Source organism: Lentibacillus juripiscarius (genome assembly GCF_042685205.1).
GTDB classification, from domain to species: Bacteria; Bacillota; Bacilli; order Bacillales; family Amphibacillaceae; genus Lentibacillus; species Lentibacillus juripiscarius.
Map to the genome: position 1 here is coordinate 259,528 of NZ_JBHUNA010000009.1, position 16,586 is coordinate 276,113.

17 protein-coding genes are annotated in these 16,586 nt (G+C 43.5%); 5 read left to right on the forward strand and 12 right to left on the reverse strand.

Going from position 1 to position 16,586, the window contains the following annotated elements; all coding sequences use genetic code 11:
* Positions 1 to 90 precede the first annotated feature (90 nt).
* The 6 genes from ctaG to cyoE all read right to left on the reverse strand — a co-directional run bounded on the left by ctaG (position 91) and on the right by cyoE (position 6,121).
* Positions 91 to 993, reverse strand: a complete 903-nt coding sequence (gene ctaG, locus ACFSUO_RS06265) for a cytochrome c oxidase assembly factor CtaG (protein WP_382392162.1) — start codon at positions 991 to 993, stop codon at positions 91 to 93.
* A gap of 216 nt (positions 994 to 1,209) precedes the next feature.
* A complete protein-coding gene (ctaF, locus tag ACFSUO_RS06270) occupies positions 1,210 to 1,533 on the reverse strand; it encodes a cytochrome c oxidase subunit IVB (RefSeq protein WP_382392164.1) in 324 nt (107 codons plus the stop codon).
* A gap of 3 nt (positions 1,534 to 1,536) precedes the next feature.
* Positions 1,537 to 2,160, reverse strand: coding sequence for a cytochrome (ubi)quinol oxidase subunit III (locus ACFSUO_RS06275; RefSeq protein WP_382392166.1), 624 nt, complete (start codon positions 2,158 to 2,160; stop codon positions 1,537 to 1,539).
* Between the two features lies 1 nt (position 2,161).
* Positions 2,162 to 4,015, reverse strand: coding sequence for a cytochrome c oxidase subunit I (ctaD, locus tag ACFSUO_RS06280; protein ID WP_382392168.1), 1,854 nt, complete (start codon positions 4,013 to 4,015; stop codon positions 2,162 to 2,164).
* 49 nt (positions 4,016 to 4,064) lie between these two features.
* Positions 4,065 to 5,117 (reverse strand): cytochrome c oxidase subunit II, encoded by a 1,053-nt coding sequence (gene coxB / locus ACFSUO_RS06285; RefSeq protein ID WP_382392170.1) that lies wholly within the window; start codon positions 5,115 to 5,117, stop codon positions 4,065 to 4,067.
* Between the two features lie 62 nt (positions 5,118 to 5,179).
* Positions 5,180 to 6,121, reverse strand: coding sequence for a heme o synthase (gene cyoE, locus ACFSUO_RS06290; protein ID WP_382392172.1), 942 nt, complete (start codon positions 6,119 to 6,121; stop codon positions 5,180 to 5,182).
* 494 nt (positions 6,122 to 6,615) lie between these two features.
* On the opposite strand from cyoE, the gene ACFSUO_RS06295 reads away from it, so the two are divergent.
* Entirely contained in the window at positions 6,616 to 7,533 is a 918-nt protein-coding gene (locus ACFSUO_RS06295; RefSeq protein ID WP_382392174.1) for a COX15/CtaA family protein, read from the forward strand.
* Positions 7,534 to 7,558: 25 nt separating this feature from the next.
* Here the strand turns inward: ACFSUO_RS06295 and pyc are convergent, their stop codons facing one another.
* The 3 genes from pyc to ACFSUO_RS06310 form a co-directional block, all read right to left on the reverse strand.
* Entirely contained in the window at positions 7,559 to 11,002 is a 3,444-nt protein-coding gene (gene pyc, locus ACFSUO_RS06300; protein WP_382392176.1) for a pyruvate carboxylase, read from the reverse strand.
* Complete coding sequence (gene ftsW / locus ACFSUO_RS06305) at positions 10,990 to 12,177, reverse strand: putative lipid II flippase FtsW (RefSeq protein WP_382392178.1); 1,188 nt, start codon at positions 12,175 to 12,177, stop codon at positions 10,990 to 10,992. Before ftsW ends, pyc begins: the two co-directional genes overlap by 13 nt.
* Positions 12,178 to 12,344: 167 nt before the next feature.
* Positions 12,345 to 12,626 carry a YlaN family protein gene (locus ACFSUO_RS06310; RefSeq protein WP_382392270.1) on the reverse strand — a complete coding sequence of 94 codons (282 nt, stop codon included), beginning with the start codon at positions 12,624 to 12,626 and terminating at the stop codon, positions 12,345 to 12,347.
* A gap of 242 nt (positions 12,627 to 12,868) precedes the next feature.
* Here ACFSUO_RS06310 and ACFSUO_RS06315 point away from each other — a divergent pair, with 242 nt between their 5' ends.
* Together ACFSUO_RS06315 and ACFSUO_RS06320 are read left to right on the forward strand one after the other, a co-directional pair.
* Positions 12,869 to 13,360: a hypothetical protein gene (locus ACFSUO_RS06315; RefSeq protein WP_382392180.1), complete on the forward strand. Its 492-nt coding sequence runs from the start codon at positions 12,869 to 12,871 to the stop codon at positions 13,358 to 13,360.
* A 117-nt stretch (positions 13,361 to 13,477) separates the two neighbouring features.
* Positions 13,478 to 14,080: a YhcN/YlaJ family sporulation lipoprotein gene (locus tag ACFSUO_RS06320; RefSeq protein WP_382392182.1), complete on the forward strand. Its 603-nt coding sequence runs from the start codon at positions 13,478 to 13,480 to the stop codon at positions 14,078 to 14,080.
* 51 nt (positions 14,081 to 14,131) lie between these two features.
* Here the strand turns inward: ACFSUO_RS06320 and ACFSUO_RS06325 are convergent, their stop codons facing one another.
* Positions 14,132 to 14,395, reverse strand: coding sequence for a hypothetical protein (locus ACFSUO_RS06325; protein WP_382392184.1), 264 nt, complete (start codon positions 14,393 to 14,395; stop codon positions 14,132 to 14,134).
* A gap of 472 nt (positions 14,396 to 14,867) precedes the next feature.
* Here ACFSUO_RS06325 and ACFSUO_RS06330 point away from each other — a divergent pair, with 472 nt between their 5' ends.
* Positions 14,868 to 15,071 carry a YlaI family protein gene (locus ACFSUO_RS06330; protein WP_382392186.1) on the forward strand — a complete coding sequence of 68 codons (204 nt, stop codon included), beginning with the start codon at positions 14,868 to 14,870 and terminating at the stop codon, positions 15,069 to 15,071.
* A 26-nt stretch (positions 15,072 to 15,097) separates the two neighbouring features.
* Here ACFSUO_RS06330 and ACFSUO_RS06335 read toward each other — a convergent pair whose 3' ends face one another.
* The gene (locus tag ACFSUO_RS06335; protein WP_382392188.1) at positions 15,098 to 15,415 is read right to left on the reverse strand and encodes a YlaH-like family protein; all 318 of its coding nucleotides are present in this window, start codon (positions 15,413 to 15,415) and stop codon (positions 15,098 to 15,100) included.
* A 135-nt stretch (positions 15,416 to 15,550) separates the two neighbouring features.
* On the opposite strand from ACFSUO_RS06335, the gene ACFSUO_RS06340 reads away from it, so the two are divergent.
* The gene (locus tag ACFSUO_RS06340) at positions 15,551 to 15,721 is read left to right on the forward strand and encodes a DUF5325 family protein (RefSeq protein WP_382392190.1); all 171 of its coding nucleotides are present in this window, start codon (positions 15,551 to 15,553) and stop codon (positions 15,719 to 15,721) included.
* 14 nt (positions 15,722 to 15,735) lie between these two features.
* On the opposite strand, the gene ACFSUO_RS06345 is transcribed toward ACFSUO_RS06340, so the two are convergent.
* The gene (locus ACFSUO_RS06345; protein ID WP_382392192.1) at positions 15,736 to 16,545 is read right to left on the reverse strand and encodes an inositol monophosphatase family protein; all 810 of its coding nucleotides are present in this window, start codon (positions 16,543 to 16,545) and stop codon (positions 15,736 to 15,738) included.
* Positions 16,546 to 16,586: the final 41 nt, after the last annotated feature.

Here is a 16,586-nt window from a genome sequence, read left to right on the forward strand (position 1 = left end):
CTGCTGCAATTTCATTCCTTTCACACTGATGGAAAAAACATGAACCCCAACATCCGGAGTCCGGTGCTTATCCGATCATTCTATAGTTCTTCATTTTTCACCCGCCGGAAGCGGATCCACTTGGAGACTTTCCCTCGTAAACCATCCAAAAAACACCCTTGCCAGGACAGTTCCATATGTTATCTCCTGCATCAGTTTCATAATAATGCCACCGAGCTGCTGGTCCTCCATCGTCGACATTGGTGAGAACATTTCGGGTCCGGATATAGAATAACTGATACCCTCAAGAACCCCACTCGGCACACACAAAGCCAATGCCTGCATCCATGCGCCATTTTCTGTATAAGCGGCATAGACCGGTGCATTTGCAAAGATAATCAGCACACATGCCGGTGTAATCAGCACACCGTTGGCAAAAATATAGAAAATTTTTCCCAGCGGCGGCATCCGGTCGAATTCTTTAATCGGTGTCAGGACCGGCCACCAAACAATGAATGCCGCGATTAATATTACCAATGAAATGGAAGTGTGAGCAACCTGTGATGACTTTGCAAAATCAAAAATTGCCGGCAAATGGTAAAAGGAAAATAATATGTTAAACAACAAAATCGATATAAGAGGCTTCGACAGAAACATTAAAATCGGTTTTATTTTCGGTCTGCAGACAACTTTTCTCCAGAGCCATGCAGGTATACCTTTTATTATGAAGATAGGGACAATCAGATAATAAATAGCCATCTGAATCATATGAGCTGTCAGCATCATATGGCTCAGCAAATCAACTGGTGCACCCTTTACAGCATATAGAAGGACCATACCGGAATAGAAAAATGCCTGTTGTTTCCTTGATGGGCGGGATTCGTTCCCTCCCCCGAATTTATGGCGATAGGGTCCTGTCATCAGATAATATATGATGGCCATTCCTAAAACAAAAAGGAAATAGTAGGGACTCCATAGTGCGCGAAAACCGAATATCTGTATATCAAGCCACATAAAATCTCACTCCAGAAATGGATATTTATATATATTATTATAACGCATTTTACAACAGCACACACACATGGAATATGACAATTTATAGACAGCATAAGAAAAACGAAAGGATAGGCCAGTCTCCAGCAAGTTACCAGGTCTTTCTTAAAGGTTATCTATGGTCTATAGTTTCTGACATTATAAAAAAGACCGGGACAGTACCCGGTCTTTAATGACTTACCACCAAGTGATAACCCCAAGTGCAGCCAGTGTCAGCGCCGCGGCCCAGACACCGCCGTAAAACATGACGGCGGCGAATGCATGCCCCTTGTCTTTCAAATGCATGAAATAGTATAACTGGAAAGCGACCTGTACGATAGCCAATATAAGTAGTACAGGAACGACAAACATTTCTTGCATCATATCCGTTGCAACGATGACAAAGGCAATAATCGTAAACAGGATCATCATCGCAAAAGAAATGACCTGCTTTTGCATCTCGTCTCTGTTCTTTTGCTTCTGGAACGGATTCGTTTCCTTGGAATTGGTGTTCTCTGCCATTGATTATCCCACCTTTCCCATCAAATAAACTACTGTGAAAATAAACACCCAAATAACATCAATAAAGTGCCAGTAAAGGCTGAATGTATAATATTTAGGTGCGTTATACAAATTCAGTCCGCGTTTTGCGTTCCGGAACATCAGCCCAATCAGCCATGCCAGACCAAATGTCACGTGGCCGCCGTGGAAGCCGACAAGTGTATAGAACGCAGAACCAAATGCAGATGAACGGAATGTGAAACCATACTCGGTAATATAGTGAGTAAACTCATATATTTCACATGCCAGGAACCCAAAACCCAAAAGTGCCGTAATGCCGAACCACAATTGCATTTTTTTAAAGTTGTTGTTCCGCATATGATACACGGCATATACACTCGTAAGTGAACTTGTCAAGAGAAGCATTGTCATGATAAAGACAAGTTCCAGGCCGAATAGTTCATCAGCCGTTGGACCACCAGCTGTCGAGTTGCGCAAAGCAATAAATGTACCAAACAGACAGGCAAACAGTACGGTTTCACCACCAAGAAAGAACCAAAATCCGAGAAATTTATTCTTTCCTTCAAGGGTGGCTTTTTCCGGTTCGTTTGGCATTGTTTCCGGATTCAAAGACTGATCATGACTCATATTAGTCAGCCTCCCCTTCTAGTTCTTCTTTCGGAATATGGTAACCATGGTCATCTTTCAGTGAACGGATCAACATGGAGACCAAGGTAACTGCCATACCACCGAATAACAGGGCATATGCCCAATCATGATTCACCTGGTAAATAAAACCAAAGCCGGCAATGAACAGTCCAAGTGATATCATAAACGGCAAGAACGATGAATTCGGCATATGAATATCACCCAATGGTTCTGCAGGTGTCATTTCACCTTTACCTTCTGTCTTCTCAATCCATAATGGATCAAGTCCGCGGCTAAGCGGTGTCTGTTTAAAGTTATAGAAAGGAGGCGGCGAAGGAATCGTCCATTCCAATGTCCGGCCATCCCAAGGATCAGCAGGGGCCTGCTCTCCCTTAACTGCCGTATAGACAATATTAATCAGGAATACAATGACACCGAACGCCATAAAGAACGCGCCAATGGTACTTATTAGGTTACCGAGATCAAGTCCCTGATCTTCCAGGAACACCCAGTAACGGCGTGGCATTCCCATTAATCCAAGGAAGTGCTGGATAAAGAATGTTAAATGGAATCCGATAAAGAATGTCCAGAAAGTCAATTTACCCATTGTTTCGTTTAAAATGCGCCCAAACATTTTCGGCCACCAGTGATGCAGACCTGCCATAATTCCAAACACAGTACCACCGACAATAACGTAGTGGAAGTGAGCTACAACGAAATACGTATCGTGATACTGATAGTCAGCAACAACCGACGCAACCATAACACCAGTCATACCACCGATTGTAAATGTAGGGATAAAACCTAATGCCCAGAGCATTGTTGTGTTGATGGTAATACTTCCTCCCCACATCGTTGCAAGCCAGTTAAATATTTTAATTCCTGTCGGTACCGCAATTGCCATTGTCGCAATCGCGAAAATCGAGTTTGCCACAGGGCCCAGACCAACTGCGAACATGTGGTGTGCCCAGACCATGAAGCCAAGGAAAGCAATCAAAATGGTCGCAAATACCATTGCTGTGTAGCCAAACAAACGTTTTTTAGAAAAAGTTGAAAATACATCACTGAATATTCCAAAGGCAGGCAGAATCAGAATGTACACTTCCGGGTGCCCGAAAATCCAGAATAAATGCTGCCAAATAATGGTGTTTCCACCAAGGCCGACATCGAAAAATGCTGAACCAAACATGCGGTCAAACATAAGAAGAAACAATCCGATTGTCAGTGCCGGAAACGCAAACAGGATCAGTATACTTGTAATAAATGTCGTCCACGAAAATAGTGGCATACGCATGAATGTCATGCCTGGTGCACGCATATTGACAATCGTTACAAGAAAGTTAATACCTCCAATTAGTGTCCCCGCACCGGCTATCTGCAATCCAATGACATAGAAATCCACACCATGCCCCGGGGATGTTGTCGACAGCGGTGTGTAAGCTGTCCAGCCGGCATCCGGAGCACCGCCGAGGAACCAGCTGCAGTTCAGCATTAGACCGCCAAACAGAAACAGCCAGAATCCCAATGAATTCAAAAACGGAAACGCAACGTCACGCGCCCCGATCTGTAGGGGCACTGCCGCATTCATCAGCCCAAGTAATAACGGCATGGCAGCAAGGAAAATCATTGTTGTTCCATGCATGGTGAGAACTTCGTTATAAAAACCCGCACTGACAAAGTCATTCTCAGGTTTAATCAGTTGTATACGAATAATCATCGCTTCCAGTCCGCCGAGCAGGAAGAAGAAACCACCGCCAAACAAGTATAAATGTGCAATCTTTTTATGGTCGACAGTAGTTAAGTAATCCCACAGCACAGCACCGAAGCTTCGGTTTTGAGCAGCTGCTATACTCAAATTATTAACCTCCCTTTCACATTTTCCATCCCTGAACTAATATGTTTTGTTAGTCTTTTGCACTTTCAGGTGTTATTTCGGATGGTTTTAACTGCAGTAGATATTCTGCAATTTTACCTGCATCATCTTTTGACACATCCGGATAATTGCCGGTCATTTTGTTGCCGGGTTTGATTGATTCCGGATCCATAATCCATTGAACAAGGTTTTCTTTGTTCAGCTCTTCCACACCAGCCAGCTTGGACCGGCTGCCGAAGTCTGACAGGTTCGGACCGACTTGCACCGGAGATGACCCAATGGCATGACAGCCCATGCAATTGTTCTCTTGAAAGAGGGCCTTTCCTTCTTGTGCCACAGCACTTTCCGGTTCGGCATCAGGGTTAACATTCTGCATATCCTGAACCCATTGGTCAAATTCATCCTGGCTCACAGCAATGACTTTAAAGTCCATGAGTGAGTGGGATGGACCACAGAACTCAGCACACTTACCCCAGTAAACACCTTCTTCATGCGCTTCAATGTACATCGTGTTTTCGTTTTCCGGGTTCACATCCATTTTCCCTGTAATGGTAGGTACCCAGAACGAGTGAATAACGTCAGAGGACTTCATGTTCAGGTAAACTTTTTCGCCAACTGGAATGTACATATCCTGACTTGTCTGGATTTCCTGTCCTTCGTAATTGAAATGCCACCAGTACTGGTTCCCGGTCACCTGGATATTCAGATGGTCATTAGCTCCAGATTCATCTGCGAGGTCAAATGTCGCAGTGACAGTAGGAACCGCGATAATGAGCAACAGGATGATCGGAATGATAGTCCAGACCGTCTCCAAAGTTTTATTGCCTTCTACCTGTTTCGGAATGTAATTTTCCTGACCTTTTTTCTTCCTGTACTTAATAAGTACAAAGGTATAGACAAGCATTACAACGACCAGCACAAACAGCATCACAACGGTTGAAAGAATAATCAAGTCAAGTGATTTATCCGCTCCATAGCCTTTTGGGTCAAGAGCGGTAAGATTTTCTTTACCGCATGCCGAAAGCACCAGTGCCGTCAGTCCCAATAGAAAAACTGCACGGATTCTTCCCATCCAACCTTTCATATGTTCATACCTCTCTTTCTTCTTGTAACTAGCTTATATTTGTTTATGTGACAGAAACAAGCTTAACTAAAGGGGAATTCAATTGTTACGACAACCATCAATAAAAATAAGATCGTTAAATAATTCAGGGAATAGATGAAAATCATATTCGCCCATTTTAAATCATTTTTCATAAAGAATCCACTGATGCCCATTACCAGCCAGCCAATATTCAACAGGGTCGCAATCACAATGAAAACAGAGCCCATTTCGCCCATATAAAACGGCAAGGGTAAAAGGCACGCAATATACACGGCAATCTGACGTTTGGTCATCTCAAAGCCGTGCACAGCCGGCAGCATCGGAACACCAGCAGCCTTATATTCCTTTGTTTTTTTCATTGCCAGCGCCAGAAAATGCGGCGTTTGCCAAATGAACATGATAAGGAACAACACAATAGCTGTCGTATGGAGTCCAGGATCAACAGCTGCCCACCCAATCAGCGGCGGCACCGCCCCAGAAAAGCTGCCAATTGCAGTATTAAGGGTGTATCTGCGTTTCGACCATACTGTGTAAAGGACTACATACGTAAACCAGCCCAAAAATGCAATAAAGGCTGCTTGTAACGATGTAAACAAAAGAAGGATATGGCCTAAGGCAGATGAAGCAATACCCATCATGAGAATACGGTTACGTGGTATGCTTCCTGTCACGGACGGACGGGTTTTTGTCCTTGACATCACAGGGTCGATGTCAGCGTCATACCAGTTGTTCATAATACACCCGCCTGCAATTACCAGTGCACTCCCCGCCATTGTCAGCAGAAAAATATCCCAATAAGCAGTGAACGCGGCACCTGTGAAATGAACGGCCAGCCAAAAGCCGGCGAATGTCGTTATCAGGTTGGAATTCACAATCCCCACTTTAACCAAAGCTTTAAAGTCTGCAAAAAATGTCGGGTTTTTTTCCTTTGTGACAGATGAGCTGCCAATGAGCGGTGAAGAAGTTGTCTCCACTTTATCCATTCCATTTATCCCCCCTTTACATTCCAACAAAAGGCACTAATTAAAGACAGGCATAGTATTATCATACCTAAGTATTCCCAAAACTATCCTTCGAATTATCCCAATTGTATCATGGAATTAAAATACAATCTATCTAGGCATATCTAATTCCACCCACTTTGCTTTAGTTCCGTGCAAAAGTGTGACAAATTTGTGAAATAAGTGCCTAAAATAAAATGAAAGGCTTTAACAGCCTTTAATCCCATCATCCTATATATGTACTTTTCCCATGACGACGGGCATGAAGGTGTGAAGCCCACTGAATATCCCCTATATTATTTCTAGCAAACAACGCCAAACAATGCAAGGGTTTTTTATGTTTTTATAGTGAAAACAGTTATAAATCATGGTAATATGTCAATTGTGCTTCTGAGAGCTATGAATTACTTTCAGTTGCCGTAATCTAAGTTATGCTATTATGATAGAAATAACTATATATGAAGTGAGGCAGTAATATGATCAGAACTCTTAAACTACTTTCCGTTGTTTCCACCCTGGGAATGGTCTTTGTGCTCGTTGGTGGTGCTCTTGTTACCAAAACCGGCTCGGGCATGGGCTGTGGTGAAAGCTGGCCCCTCTGTAACGGTCAGCTGCTTCCGTCCAACATTACTCCTGAACTGGTGATTGAACTGAGTCACCGGCTAGTCTCCGGTATTATGGGTATTGTTGTCCTGGCCCTGTCTGTTCTCTCCTGGATTATTATCGGGCATATTCGTGAAGTTAAATTTCTGGCTTTCATGTCATCGTTTTTTCTGCTGCTGCAAGCTTTAATCGGTGCGGCAGCCGTTATATGGAATCAATCCGATTTCATTATGGCCACGCACTTTGGGATTTCACTCATTTCGTTTACAGCAGTGTTTTTACTGATGCTCTTAATATTTGAAGTTGATCAGAAATTTGACGCAAAGTCACTAGTTATCCAGAAAAAACACCGAATTGAACTTTATTCGATAAGCCTTTATACCATAGCGGTTGTCTATACAGGTGCACTCGTCCGGCACGCTGAAGCGAGCATGGTGTGTGGAGGCTGGCCATTCTGTACAAATAGCGCACCATTTGCGTTTGGCGCTTACAGTTTCGATCAGTGGATTCAGATGGGTCACAGACTCTCTGCTGGTATATTATTCATATGGACGATTACATTATTTATCAAAGTTATGACAAATTATCGAAAAAACCGTGTCATGTACTGGGGCGGATTAATTACCATTCTTCTGATAGCTTTGCAGGTATTTTTCGGTGCAATGATTATTTTTTCCATGCTTAACCTCAGCATCGCACTAATGCATGCATTTGTGGTGTCCTGCTATTTCGCCATGCTCAGCTACTTTGTACTGCTATCATCAAGAAGCGCAAGTTATAAGAAAGGGTAATGGAATTCCTCCATTACCCTTTCTTTCATTCAAATTCAATTAACAAATCATTTACCGCGATTGTATCTCCGTTCTTCACGCAAATGCGTTTAATCACACCACTGAATGGGGCCTGGACGGTTGTTTCCATTTTCATGGCTTCGTTAATGAGCAGATGATCGCCTTTCTGGACCTTATCACCTTCTTCACAAACGACCTTAACGACTGTTCCTGGCATAGTGGCACCTATTTGCTTTTCATCTGTCTGATCCACTTTTGGTCTGGTTTCAACCTTGGATTTCACATTTTCATCTTTAACAACTACTTGCCTTGATTGTCCATTCAGTTCGAAGTAAATAACCCTTGTTCCATCTGAACGCGGTTCGGAAATGGAAACCAATTTGACAAACAGCGTTTTGCCCTGTTCAATCTCCACTTCAATCTCTTCATCCAACTTCATTCCATAGAAGAAGGTGAGTGTGTCAAGAACAGATATATCCCCATATGTTTCATAAAACCGGTGGTAATCCATAAACACTTTCGGATAAAGCGCATAAGAAATCAGGTCAAAATCAGTTACCTGCCGATCAAGTGTTTGAAACAATGAATCCCGCAGCTGTGTGAAATCAATTGGATCGAGCAATTCACCGGGCCGCTCTTTAATGGGCTGTTTCCCTTTCAGGATAATGCGCTGCAGCTCTTTTGGAAAACCTTGATACGGCTGGCCGATATATCCCTCCATGAATTCAATAACCGATTCCGGAAAGTCGATGGACTCACCACGTTCATAAATATCATCTTCCGTCAAATTGTTTTGTACCATGAACAATGCCATGTCCCCCACAATTTTTGACGACGGGGTTACTTTTACAATATCCCCAAACATGTCATTGACACGCCGGAACATCGCCTTCACTTCATTCCAGCGCTCTTCCAGTCCAACCGCCCTTGCCTGCTGCCTGAGATTACTGTACTGGCCACCCGGCATTTCATGAAAATAAATTTCCGTATGCGGGGCTTTCAGGCCGCTTTCAAAGTCCTGATAATGATTGCGGATCCCTTCCCAGTAATGGGACAGTTTCTCGTAAGAATCAATATTAATACCGGGTTGCCGGTCCGTTCCTTCCAGTGCATGGTACAGAGACTGGGCGCTTGGCTGTGATGTCAGTCCGGCCATCGGCGCATTGGCAACATCGACGGCATCCACCCCTGCATCAATTGCGCGCGCATACATATGAATGCCATTTCCGCTTGTGTCATGCGTGTGCAAATGGACTGGCAAATCAACCGCTTCCTTCAATGAAGCAACCAGCTGATACGCCGCTTCCGGCTTGAGAAGACCAGCCATATCTTTAATGCCGAGAATATGTGCCCCGGACTGTTCCAGTTCCCTGGCCAGTTTTTTGTAATAATCCAAGTCGTATTTCGGCCGGCCGGAATCAAGGATGTCTCCGGTATAACACATAGCTGCTTCAGCAATTTTACCGTTATCGCGAACAGATTCGATAGCCGGGCGCATCCCTTCGACCCAATTCAGACTGTCAAAAATCCGGAACACATCGATGCCGGCTGTGGCACTGTTTTCAACAAACTCATGAATCAAATTGTCCGGATAGTTTTTGTAACCGACTGCATTGCTCGCCCGCAGCAGCATTTGCATCAATACATTCGGCATTCTTTCGCGTAGTTTCAAGAGTCGCTGCCAAGGGTCTTCTTTTAAGAACCGGTAGGCAACATCAAAAGTTGCGCCACCCCACATTTCAACCGAAAACAACTCCGGAAGCATTCTCGCCGTCGGTTCAGCAATTTGCTCTAAATCCTTTGTCCGTATCCTTGTTGCAAGCAATGACTGGTGGGCATCACGGAACGTAGTATCAGTCAGCTTGACGTTATCCTGCTCTTTCAGCCATTTTGCCAAATATTCCGGTCCATATTTGTCCAGGATCTGTTTCGTCCCATCCGGTATTTTTTCCTGTCTGTTCACTTCCGGTATTACTGGCTTTATGAGGTCCGGTTTCTCTTTCTTAGGTACACCCTCAAACCCGTTCACCGTCGTATTCCCGATATAGGTCAGCATTTTCGTGCCGCGGTCCTTCCGTTTCGGGAACACAAACAGTTCCGGTGTCTGATCAATAAAAGTTGTTGTGTATTCACCGGACAAAAACTGCTCATGGGAGATCACGTTTTCCAGAAACGGAATGTTTGTTTTGATCCCGCGTATCCGGAACTCTTTTAAATTTCTGACCATTTTTTGCGCAGCCTGCTCAAACGACAGTGCCCATGTTGATACCTTCACAAGTAATGAATCGTAGTGCGGGGAAATGACTGCACCCTGAAATCCATTTCCAGCATCCAGACGGACACCGAAGCCTCCGCCAGTCCGGTATGCCATAATTTTTCCGGTGTCCGGCATAAAGTTGTTCAGCGGATCCTCTGTTGTCACTCGGGATTGAATGGCATATCCCAATGTCGAAATACCGTCTTGTTCCGGGATGCCGATTGATGTGCCGTGAATGTTTTTCCCTTCCGCCACCTTAATCTGCGTCTGAACGATATCCACACCGGTAATCATTTCGGTTATCGTGTGTTCCACTTGTACACGTGGATTGACTTCAATAAAGTAAAATGTATTACCCGTGACTAGAAACTCGACGGTCCCGGCATTGATATAACCAACATTCTGCATTAGGCGGACTGCCGCTTCACATATTTCTTCCCGAAGCCCCTCAGGCAGAGAAACACTCGGTGCAGCCTCCACTACTTTCTGATGCCGGCGCTGGACGGAACAGTCACGTTCGAACAAATGGACTATATTCTGATGAGTGTCACCGATAATTTGTACTTCAATATGTTTGGGATTTTCAATCAATTTTTCCAAGTATACTTCATCACTGCCAAATGATGCTCGTGCTTCTGATCTGGCACGATCAAATGCTTCTGATAAGGCCTGTTCGCTTCTTACAATCCGCATACCGCGGCCACCGCCACCTAGTGATGCTTTAATAATAATAGGGTAGCCATTTTCCCTTCCAAATGTTTCGGCTTCCTTCAATGATGTAACAGGACCATCACTGCCGGGAATGACCGGTAAACCAGCTTTGACCGCCTGTGTTCTCGCTTTCACCTTGTCACCAAACATATTCAAGTGCTCGCTGGTCGGACCAATAAAAATGATGCCCTCTTCTTCACAGCGCCTGGCAAATTCAATATTCTCTGAAAGAAGACCATATCCGGGATGAATTGCATCGACCCCTACTTCTTTCGCAAGGTCAATGATCCCCTCAATATCGAGATAAGCTTCAATCGGTTTTTTTCCTTCTCCTATCAGATACGCTTCATCAGCTTTATAGCGATGATAAGAACTCATATCTTCTTTTGAATATATTGCAACTGTCCGAATATTCAGTTCTGTGCAAGCACGGAAAACACGTATGGCAATTTCCCCACGGTTTGCGACTAAAACTTTATTAATTTGTTTTATCTCACCCATGTTTTTCCTCCTCCGGTTTGAAAATGATTGCTTTCAGACTCTTTATTTTTATGGACAGGGACAGGTTCTTGTTCTTCTTTCCTGACTGATCTTGCAATGTTGTTCAGAATACCCATGCCTATCATCATAACAAGAAGCGATGAACCGCCATAGCTGACAAATGGAAGCGGGACACCAGTAATCGGGAGCATTCCGCTGATGGCACCAAGGTTTATGAAGGCTTGGATTCCAACCATTGCCGATATACCGATTGCCAAGAGCGATCCAAAACTATCCGAGCATTTCCTTGCAATAAACAGACCTCGCAGTACAATAATTGCCAGCATGCCGACGACAATCACCACACCGGCAAACCCCAGCTCCTCGGCAACGACCGCCATGATAAAATCCGTATGTGGCTCCAGCAGATAACCAAGTTTCTGGACACTTTGCCCCAGCCCTTCCCCAATCAGCCCGCCGGAACCAATCGCAAGATAAGACTGAATCAGGTGGTAGCCATCATCTGCCGGATCTTCAAAAGGCTGGTAGGCACCAGCAAACCTGCTAATCCGTTCATCCGTAATCATGCTCGGCATTGTGAATAGAACAAGGAGAACGCCAAGTAATCCAAGCAGCAATAGATGCTTAAAATGAATACCTGAACTGAATATGACCGAGCAGGCAATCAAAAAAATGATTGCTGCTGTGCCGATATCAGGCTGCATTACAATCAGCCCGAGTATAACAGCGGTTAAGACTAGCGGCGGCAGCACTCCCCGATAAAGTTCATTGATATAGGACTGTTTTTTGGAATAAACAGATGCAAGGTAGATAATCAGTCCAAGTTTGGCAAATTCTGCAGGCTGCAGGCTAATCAGCCCAAAGTCAAACCATGACCGGGCGTTATTGACGGTGCTGCCAAAAACAAGCACACCTGCAAGCAGGGCAACGACGAGAAGCACAATAAGCTTTATTAGCCTCTGATATTTCCTGTACGGAATCATGCTTGTAACAGCAAACGCTCCCATAGCCAAAATAAACCATTGAACCTGTTTCACCAGATAGTGGGTGCTTTCATGTCCCTCCACTACTGCGAGAACCATACTTGCACTGTAAATCATGACAGCTCCAAATGCCGTCAGCAGCACTGGTGTGATCATCAATGTGAAATCATAGTTCTTTATTCTCTTTATCATCATACGTCTCCTCAGAATATGTATTAAAACGGAGATGAAGCAAAATCCCAAAGAGTGTAGCGTAAATTTTGAATAGTATATCATATTTTACGTTTCTCTGCTACACTATAAAATAAAAAAACCTTGCCACGACCCATTCAGGCAAAGTTTTACAGCGCTGGCACATCCTAGACGGATTTCTGTGCTTTTTCATGCAATATATTGAGCTGCCATTCCAAATTTTCAAGAAGCGCTTTACCTTCATTTTCGCTGATTAAATTTAGACGTACGGCAAAATCGATTTCGCGCGAAAGACCGAACATTTGTGTATCAAGTACCTCTTCATACAGAGGGCATTGCGGCATTGTCAAATTTTCTATTTGCACTTCAATAAGCTTGTGTATTTTTGCAGCATCAGCCTTCAGAAGGGCATATGCTTTTTCACGATGCGTTTCCGTCACCTCTGGAATCAAATATATCCCTCCATCCAAAAGACTTCCTTGTACTTTATATTATCGTTTATGCCTTGAAAATGCAAATAAAATTTATTAATCGGAAAACCTTTTTCTAATGAAAAAAATCAGTATGTCTGCTATTCTTGATACGGAATCTACATACTAGTGCGTGTTCAAAAAGGAGGATACAAAGGACCGGCAGGCTAAATTTTACCGGACTTTTTGAACAACATATACTAAGAAAAGGTGGTTAAAACATGATAGTGCCCATTACCGGAAATGTTACATATACGATTACATTAGACCCAACCGTATGGATTTTCGATGACCGGAAAATACTATTGGATGAGGCTTTTTCGGATAAAAAAGAAGACAACATCCAGGAAGACGAACTGGAAAAAGCGTCCAGACGGTTTAACCAGGAAGTATACCAGCAGAAAATCAACCCGCCTGTTAATAAAAGCATCTCCCGTCTGGAAGGGCAAAAATTCCTGGAAAATTCGTATGTCATGCCGATTCTGGAATTTCTGAACCATGCAGAAATAAATGAAAATGCCACGAGTGCAACACTAGTGACGGCTAACGGGGCTGAACAGCAGGTCCCACTTCAGGCACTTAAAGAGTGTTTCTTGCTGTTTGCGGTAGATGGAAAGCCACTGAAGGATGACGGTCCTGTTCACTTTCTATACCGTGATGGTTCTAACCGTGAGAATCCGATTAAAGGTGTTGAAAAAATTATCATTGATTGAAGGTAAAGGCTGGCTGCACATGGATTGCAGCCAGCCTTTTTTGTATATTTTACCGGTGATGAACCAAACTAGTAAGACAGTAATTCCGCGCTTTTTTAACATAAAGGAGGAGTATACATGCCATTACGCTCAGGAATACTGTCTATACTGAGTCTTTCCGTTCTGCTTTTCGGTTGTCAGCAAAATGAACAAGAACGATCACTGCCTGAGGAGACAGACAATAATCGCTATATCCAAGTGGAAGATTCAAATCCAACTGAACAAAAAAACCTTTCCAACAATGAAATAGCCGCCCATCTGTCCAATATCGCCGGGGATGTGCCAAATGTCGAGGGTGCCACGTCTGTTGTGGCTGGACCATATGCCGTCGTAGGAATTGACGTGGATAAAGATTTGGACCGTTCGCGAGTTGGTTCCATCAAATACGCCGTACTGGAAGCACTGCAAAAGGACCCTTATGGAAAGACAGCCGTTGTCGTTGCAGATGGTGACGTGGTTGAACGTATACGCTCGATGAGTGATAAAGCCGGCCAAGGCTACCCCGTTCAAGGGTTTGTTGATGAACTGTCAGCAATTGTAGGGAGATACATGCCTGACTTCCCAATCAATGAGGATCGGCCTAAGGAACGAGATCAGAACAAAAAGTCCATACCGAAAGAAGATAAAGAGCAATTGGACGATGTGGAAGAAGAACAATCCAATCACAAGAACGAAGAATAACAAGGGTGCACTCCCCCGGAATAGATGGGGAGTGCACCTTTTCGTGTTTACTTATTCCTGTATATTTTCTTCTTTCACCGTGTTGTAATAGTCCACGCCAAACTGGGAGCCTTCAGAAACCATTTTCGCGTTTTTCATCTGTGCCACATCTCTTACATCCACTTGATCAGGCATTCCAGCATCCTTGAGTGTTGAATCAAACTGGCTTTCCCGGTTATCAGAACGGTTCTTTCTGTTTTGGCGGTTAATTAGCATATAACTTGTAACGCCGGCACCAAGAACTCCCGCCGCCGAAGCGATAAACCTCTTTTTCATCCAATCCCCCTCTCTCTCTCTCAAATGATTCTTTTCCATCCCTGTTCCCGTCTGGTTTAATTTGAAACATACACTTTTATACAGCGCCCAGTCGTGGTATAGTTAATAAGAAAGATGCTTCTAAAAGTTAAAGAAAGTTGCTTTTTATATTTACCTGAGTGAATTTCATAATTCAATATCTACCTTTGAAATACAAAGAATTAGGTTATTGCGTTTGATTTCCACTTCAGGCGGACGCTTTCCGCGGGCGGCTGATGAGCCTCCTCAGGCTAACGCCTTGCGGGGTCTCATCTAGGCCTCTTATCCCGCAGGAGTCGTCCGCCTTCCGTTCCAATCTTCTAAGGTGGAGTACGAATGATTAAGTGTATTTTCAATTATAAGTTCGTATATTAAGCAAAAAAAGTATTTATGAAATTCATTTACCTAAAAACAATTTCCATATACCCTGAACCTGTGCGTCGGAGGTGAAATAATGAAAGTGAAATGTGTACTATGTGATACTGTTCATGATATAGAAGATAATTCACTAAAGGCCAAGCGTCTGCGCAACCGCAGAATCACCATGTATTTGTGTGAAGAATGTGACGGACGGATTTATGACCGAACACAAAAACGTCACAAAACTGGCAACTTCCATCTATACGACGGACACAAAAAAAAGAAAGACCTTATATAAAAAACTCCCATCTATATGGGAGTTTTTTAATTAACTGGTGTTTCATTTTGCGTTTTCCGCTGTAAATGAAGACGATACCGGTAAATGCCCAGAATTAGACATATAACAATCAGGCTGTCTGTCACCGGATAACCGACAAGACTGAAGAAATTCAGTATGAGCATACCAAATGCGAGCATGATATAAACCAGCACCGACTTCAGGATTGGCAGCTTGCGGGCAAAGCCAAGCTTATATGCAATGGCTGAGAAAATCAGATTAACGATGTAAAAAGTCCAAAAAACATTAATGCTATCCTGATAGCTTACAACCAAATCAAAAACAAAGCTGAAATTTGTGTCCATTTAAATCCTCCATCCACTATTGCAATCAATCTCCTTTTCTATCATACTAAATCTTATGCTGGCATGCCAGAAAAATCGACAACTACATATACAACGATTGATTTGGCATAAACTTTTGGAAAATGGAGTGATTCGATGCAAAAAATTGACATACCAATGCTGTTACTGGCTTCCCTTGTCATATCTATGTTTATTCTTGTCGGAATTGCCATTGCTTTCCGGAATATTTGGCTCATCTTATTATTCCTGTTGCTCGGGTCTTTGTTCATGGGTTTTGGACTGTCCCTGAAACGAAAAAGAAAGTGACCTCCCGATGGAAGTCACTTTCTTCCTTTCCGCAAATAATCATGAAGAATTTGCTCTTGTATAGCCGGGTTGCAGGTTAATACAGACGATTTTTTGAGCAGGTTGATGGGCTCGCCGAATGAAGTTGTTGTCACGCCACCCACTTCATTCACGATGATAATCCCTGCTGCAATATCCCACGCAGAAAGTCCCATTGTCATGTAACCATCCAAGGCACCTTCTGCCACAAAGGCAAATTCAATCGCTGCTGATCCATATGACCTTGTACCTCTGACTGTTCTTACCATCTCCTGCATCTTTTCTTCATCAACAAGGTGGTTTTCACAGAGCCAAAAATGATTTACACCAAGAATGGATTCATGAAAGTTTTTCTTTAGGGAAAGCGGGGGCAGTTCTATCTCATTTTTAAATGCCCCTTCCCCTTTTTGGGCGCTGTATAGATTATCAGCCATGACATCATAAATCAGCCCAATTTCCCCAACACCATCATGATAAATACCGACGGAAATGGCGAAGTTTCTTTTTTGATGAACGAAATTCATCGTACCGTCAATCGGATCAATAATCCAGACAGTTCCATCAAGGGAGGTCACCTCATCGCCGTACCCCTCCTCACCGATAATGGAATGATCCGGGTAGACGCTTTTTATCCTGTTCATAAAAAAATACTCCGTGTCTTTATCCATAGTGGTCACGAGGTCATTGGCATCCGATTTTGTATCAATAGTCAGTGGATCATTAATACGCTCCCTGATTGCTTTTCCCGCTTCCAGGACCCACTCTCTTGCTAGCCCGTAAATTGCATCTCGATCTTGCCTATTCATTTGTATGCCTCCAGTTTTTTCAATCTGCTGCCATCATACCA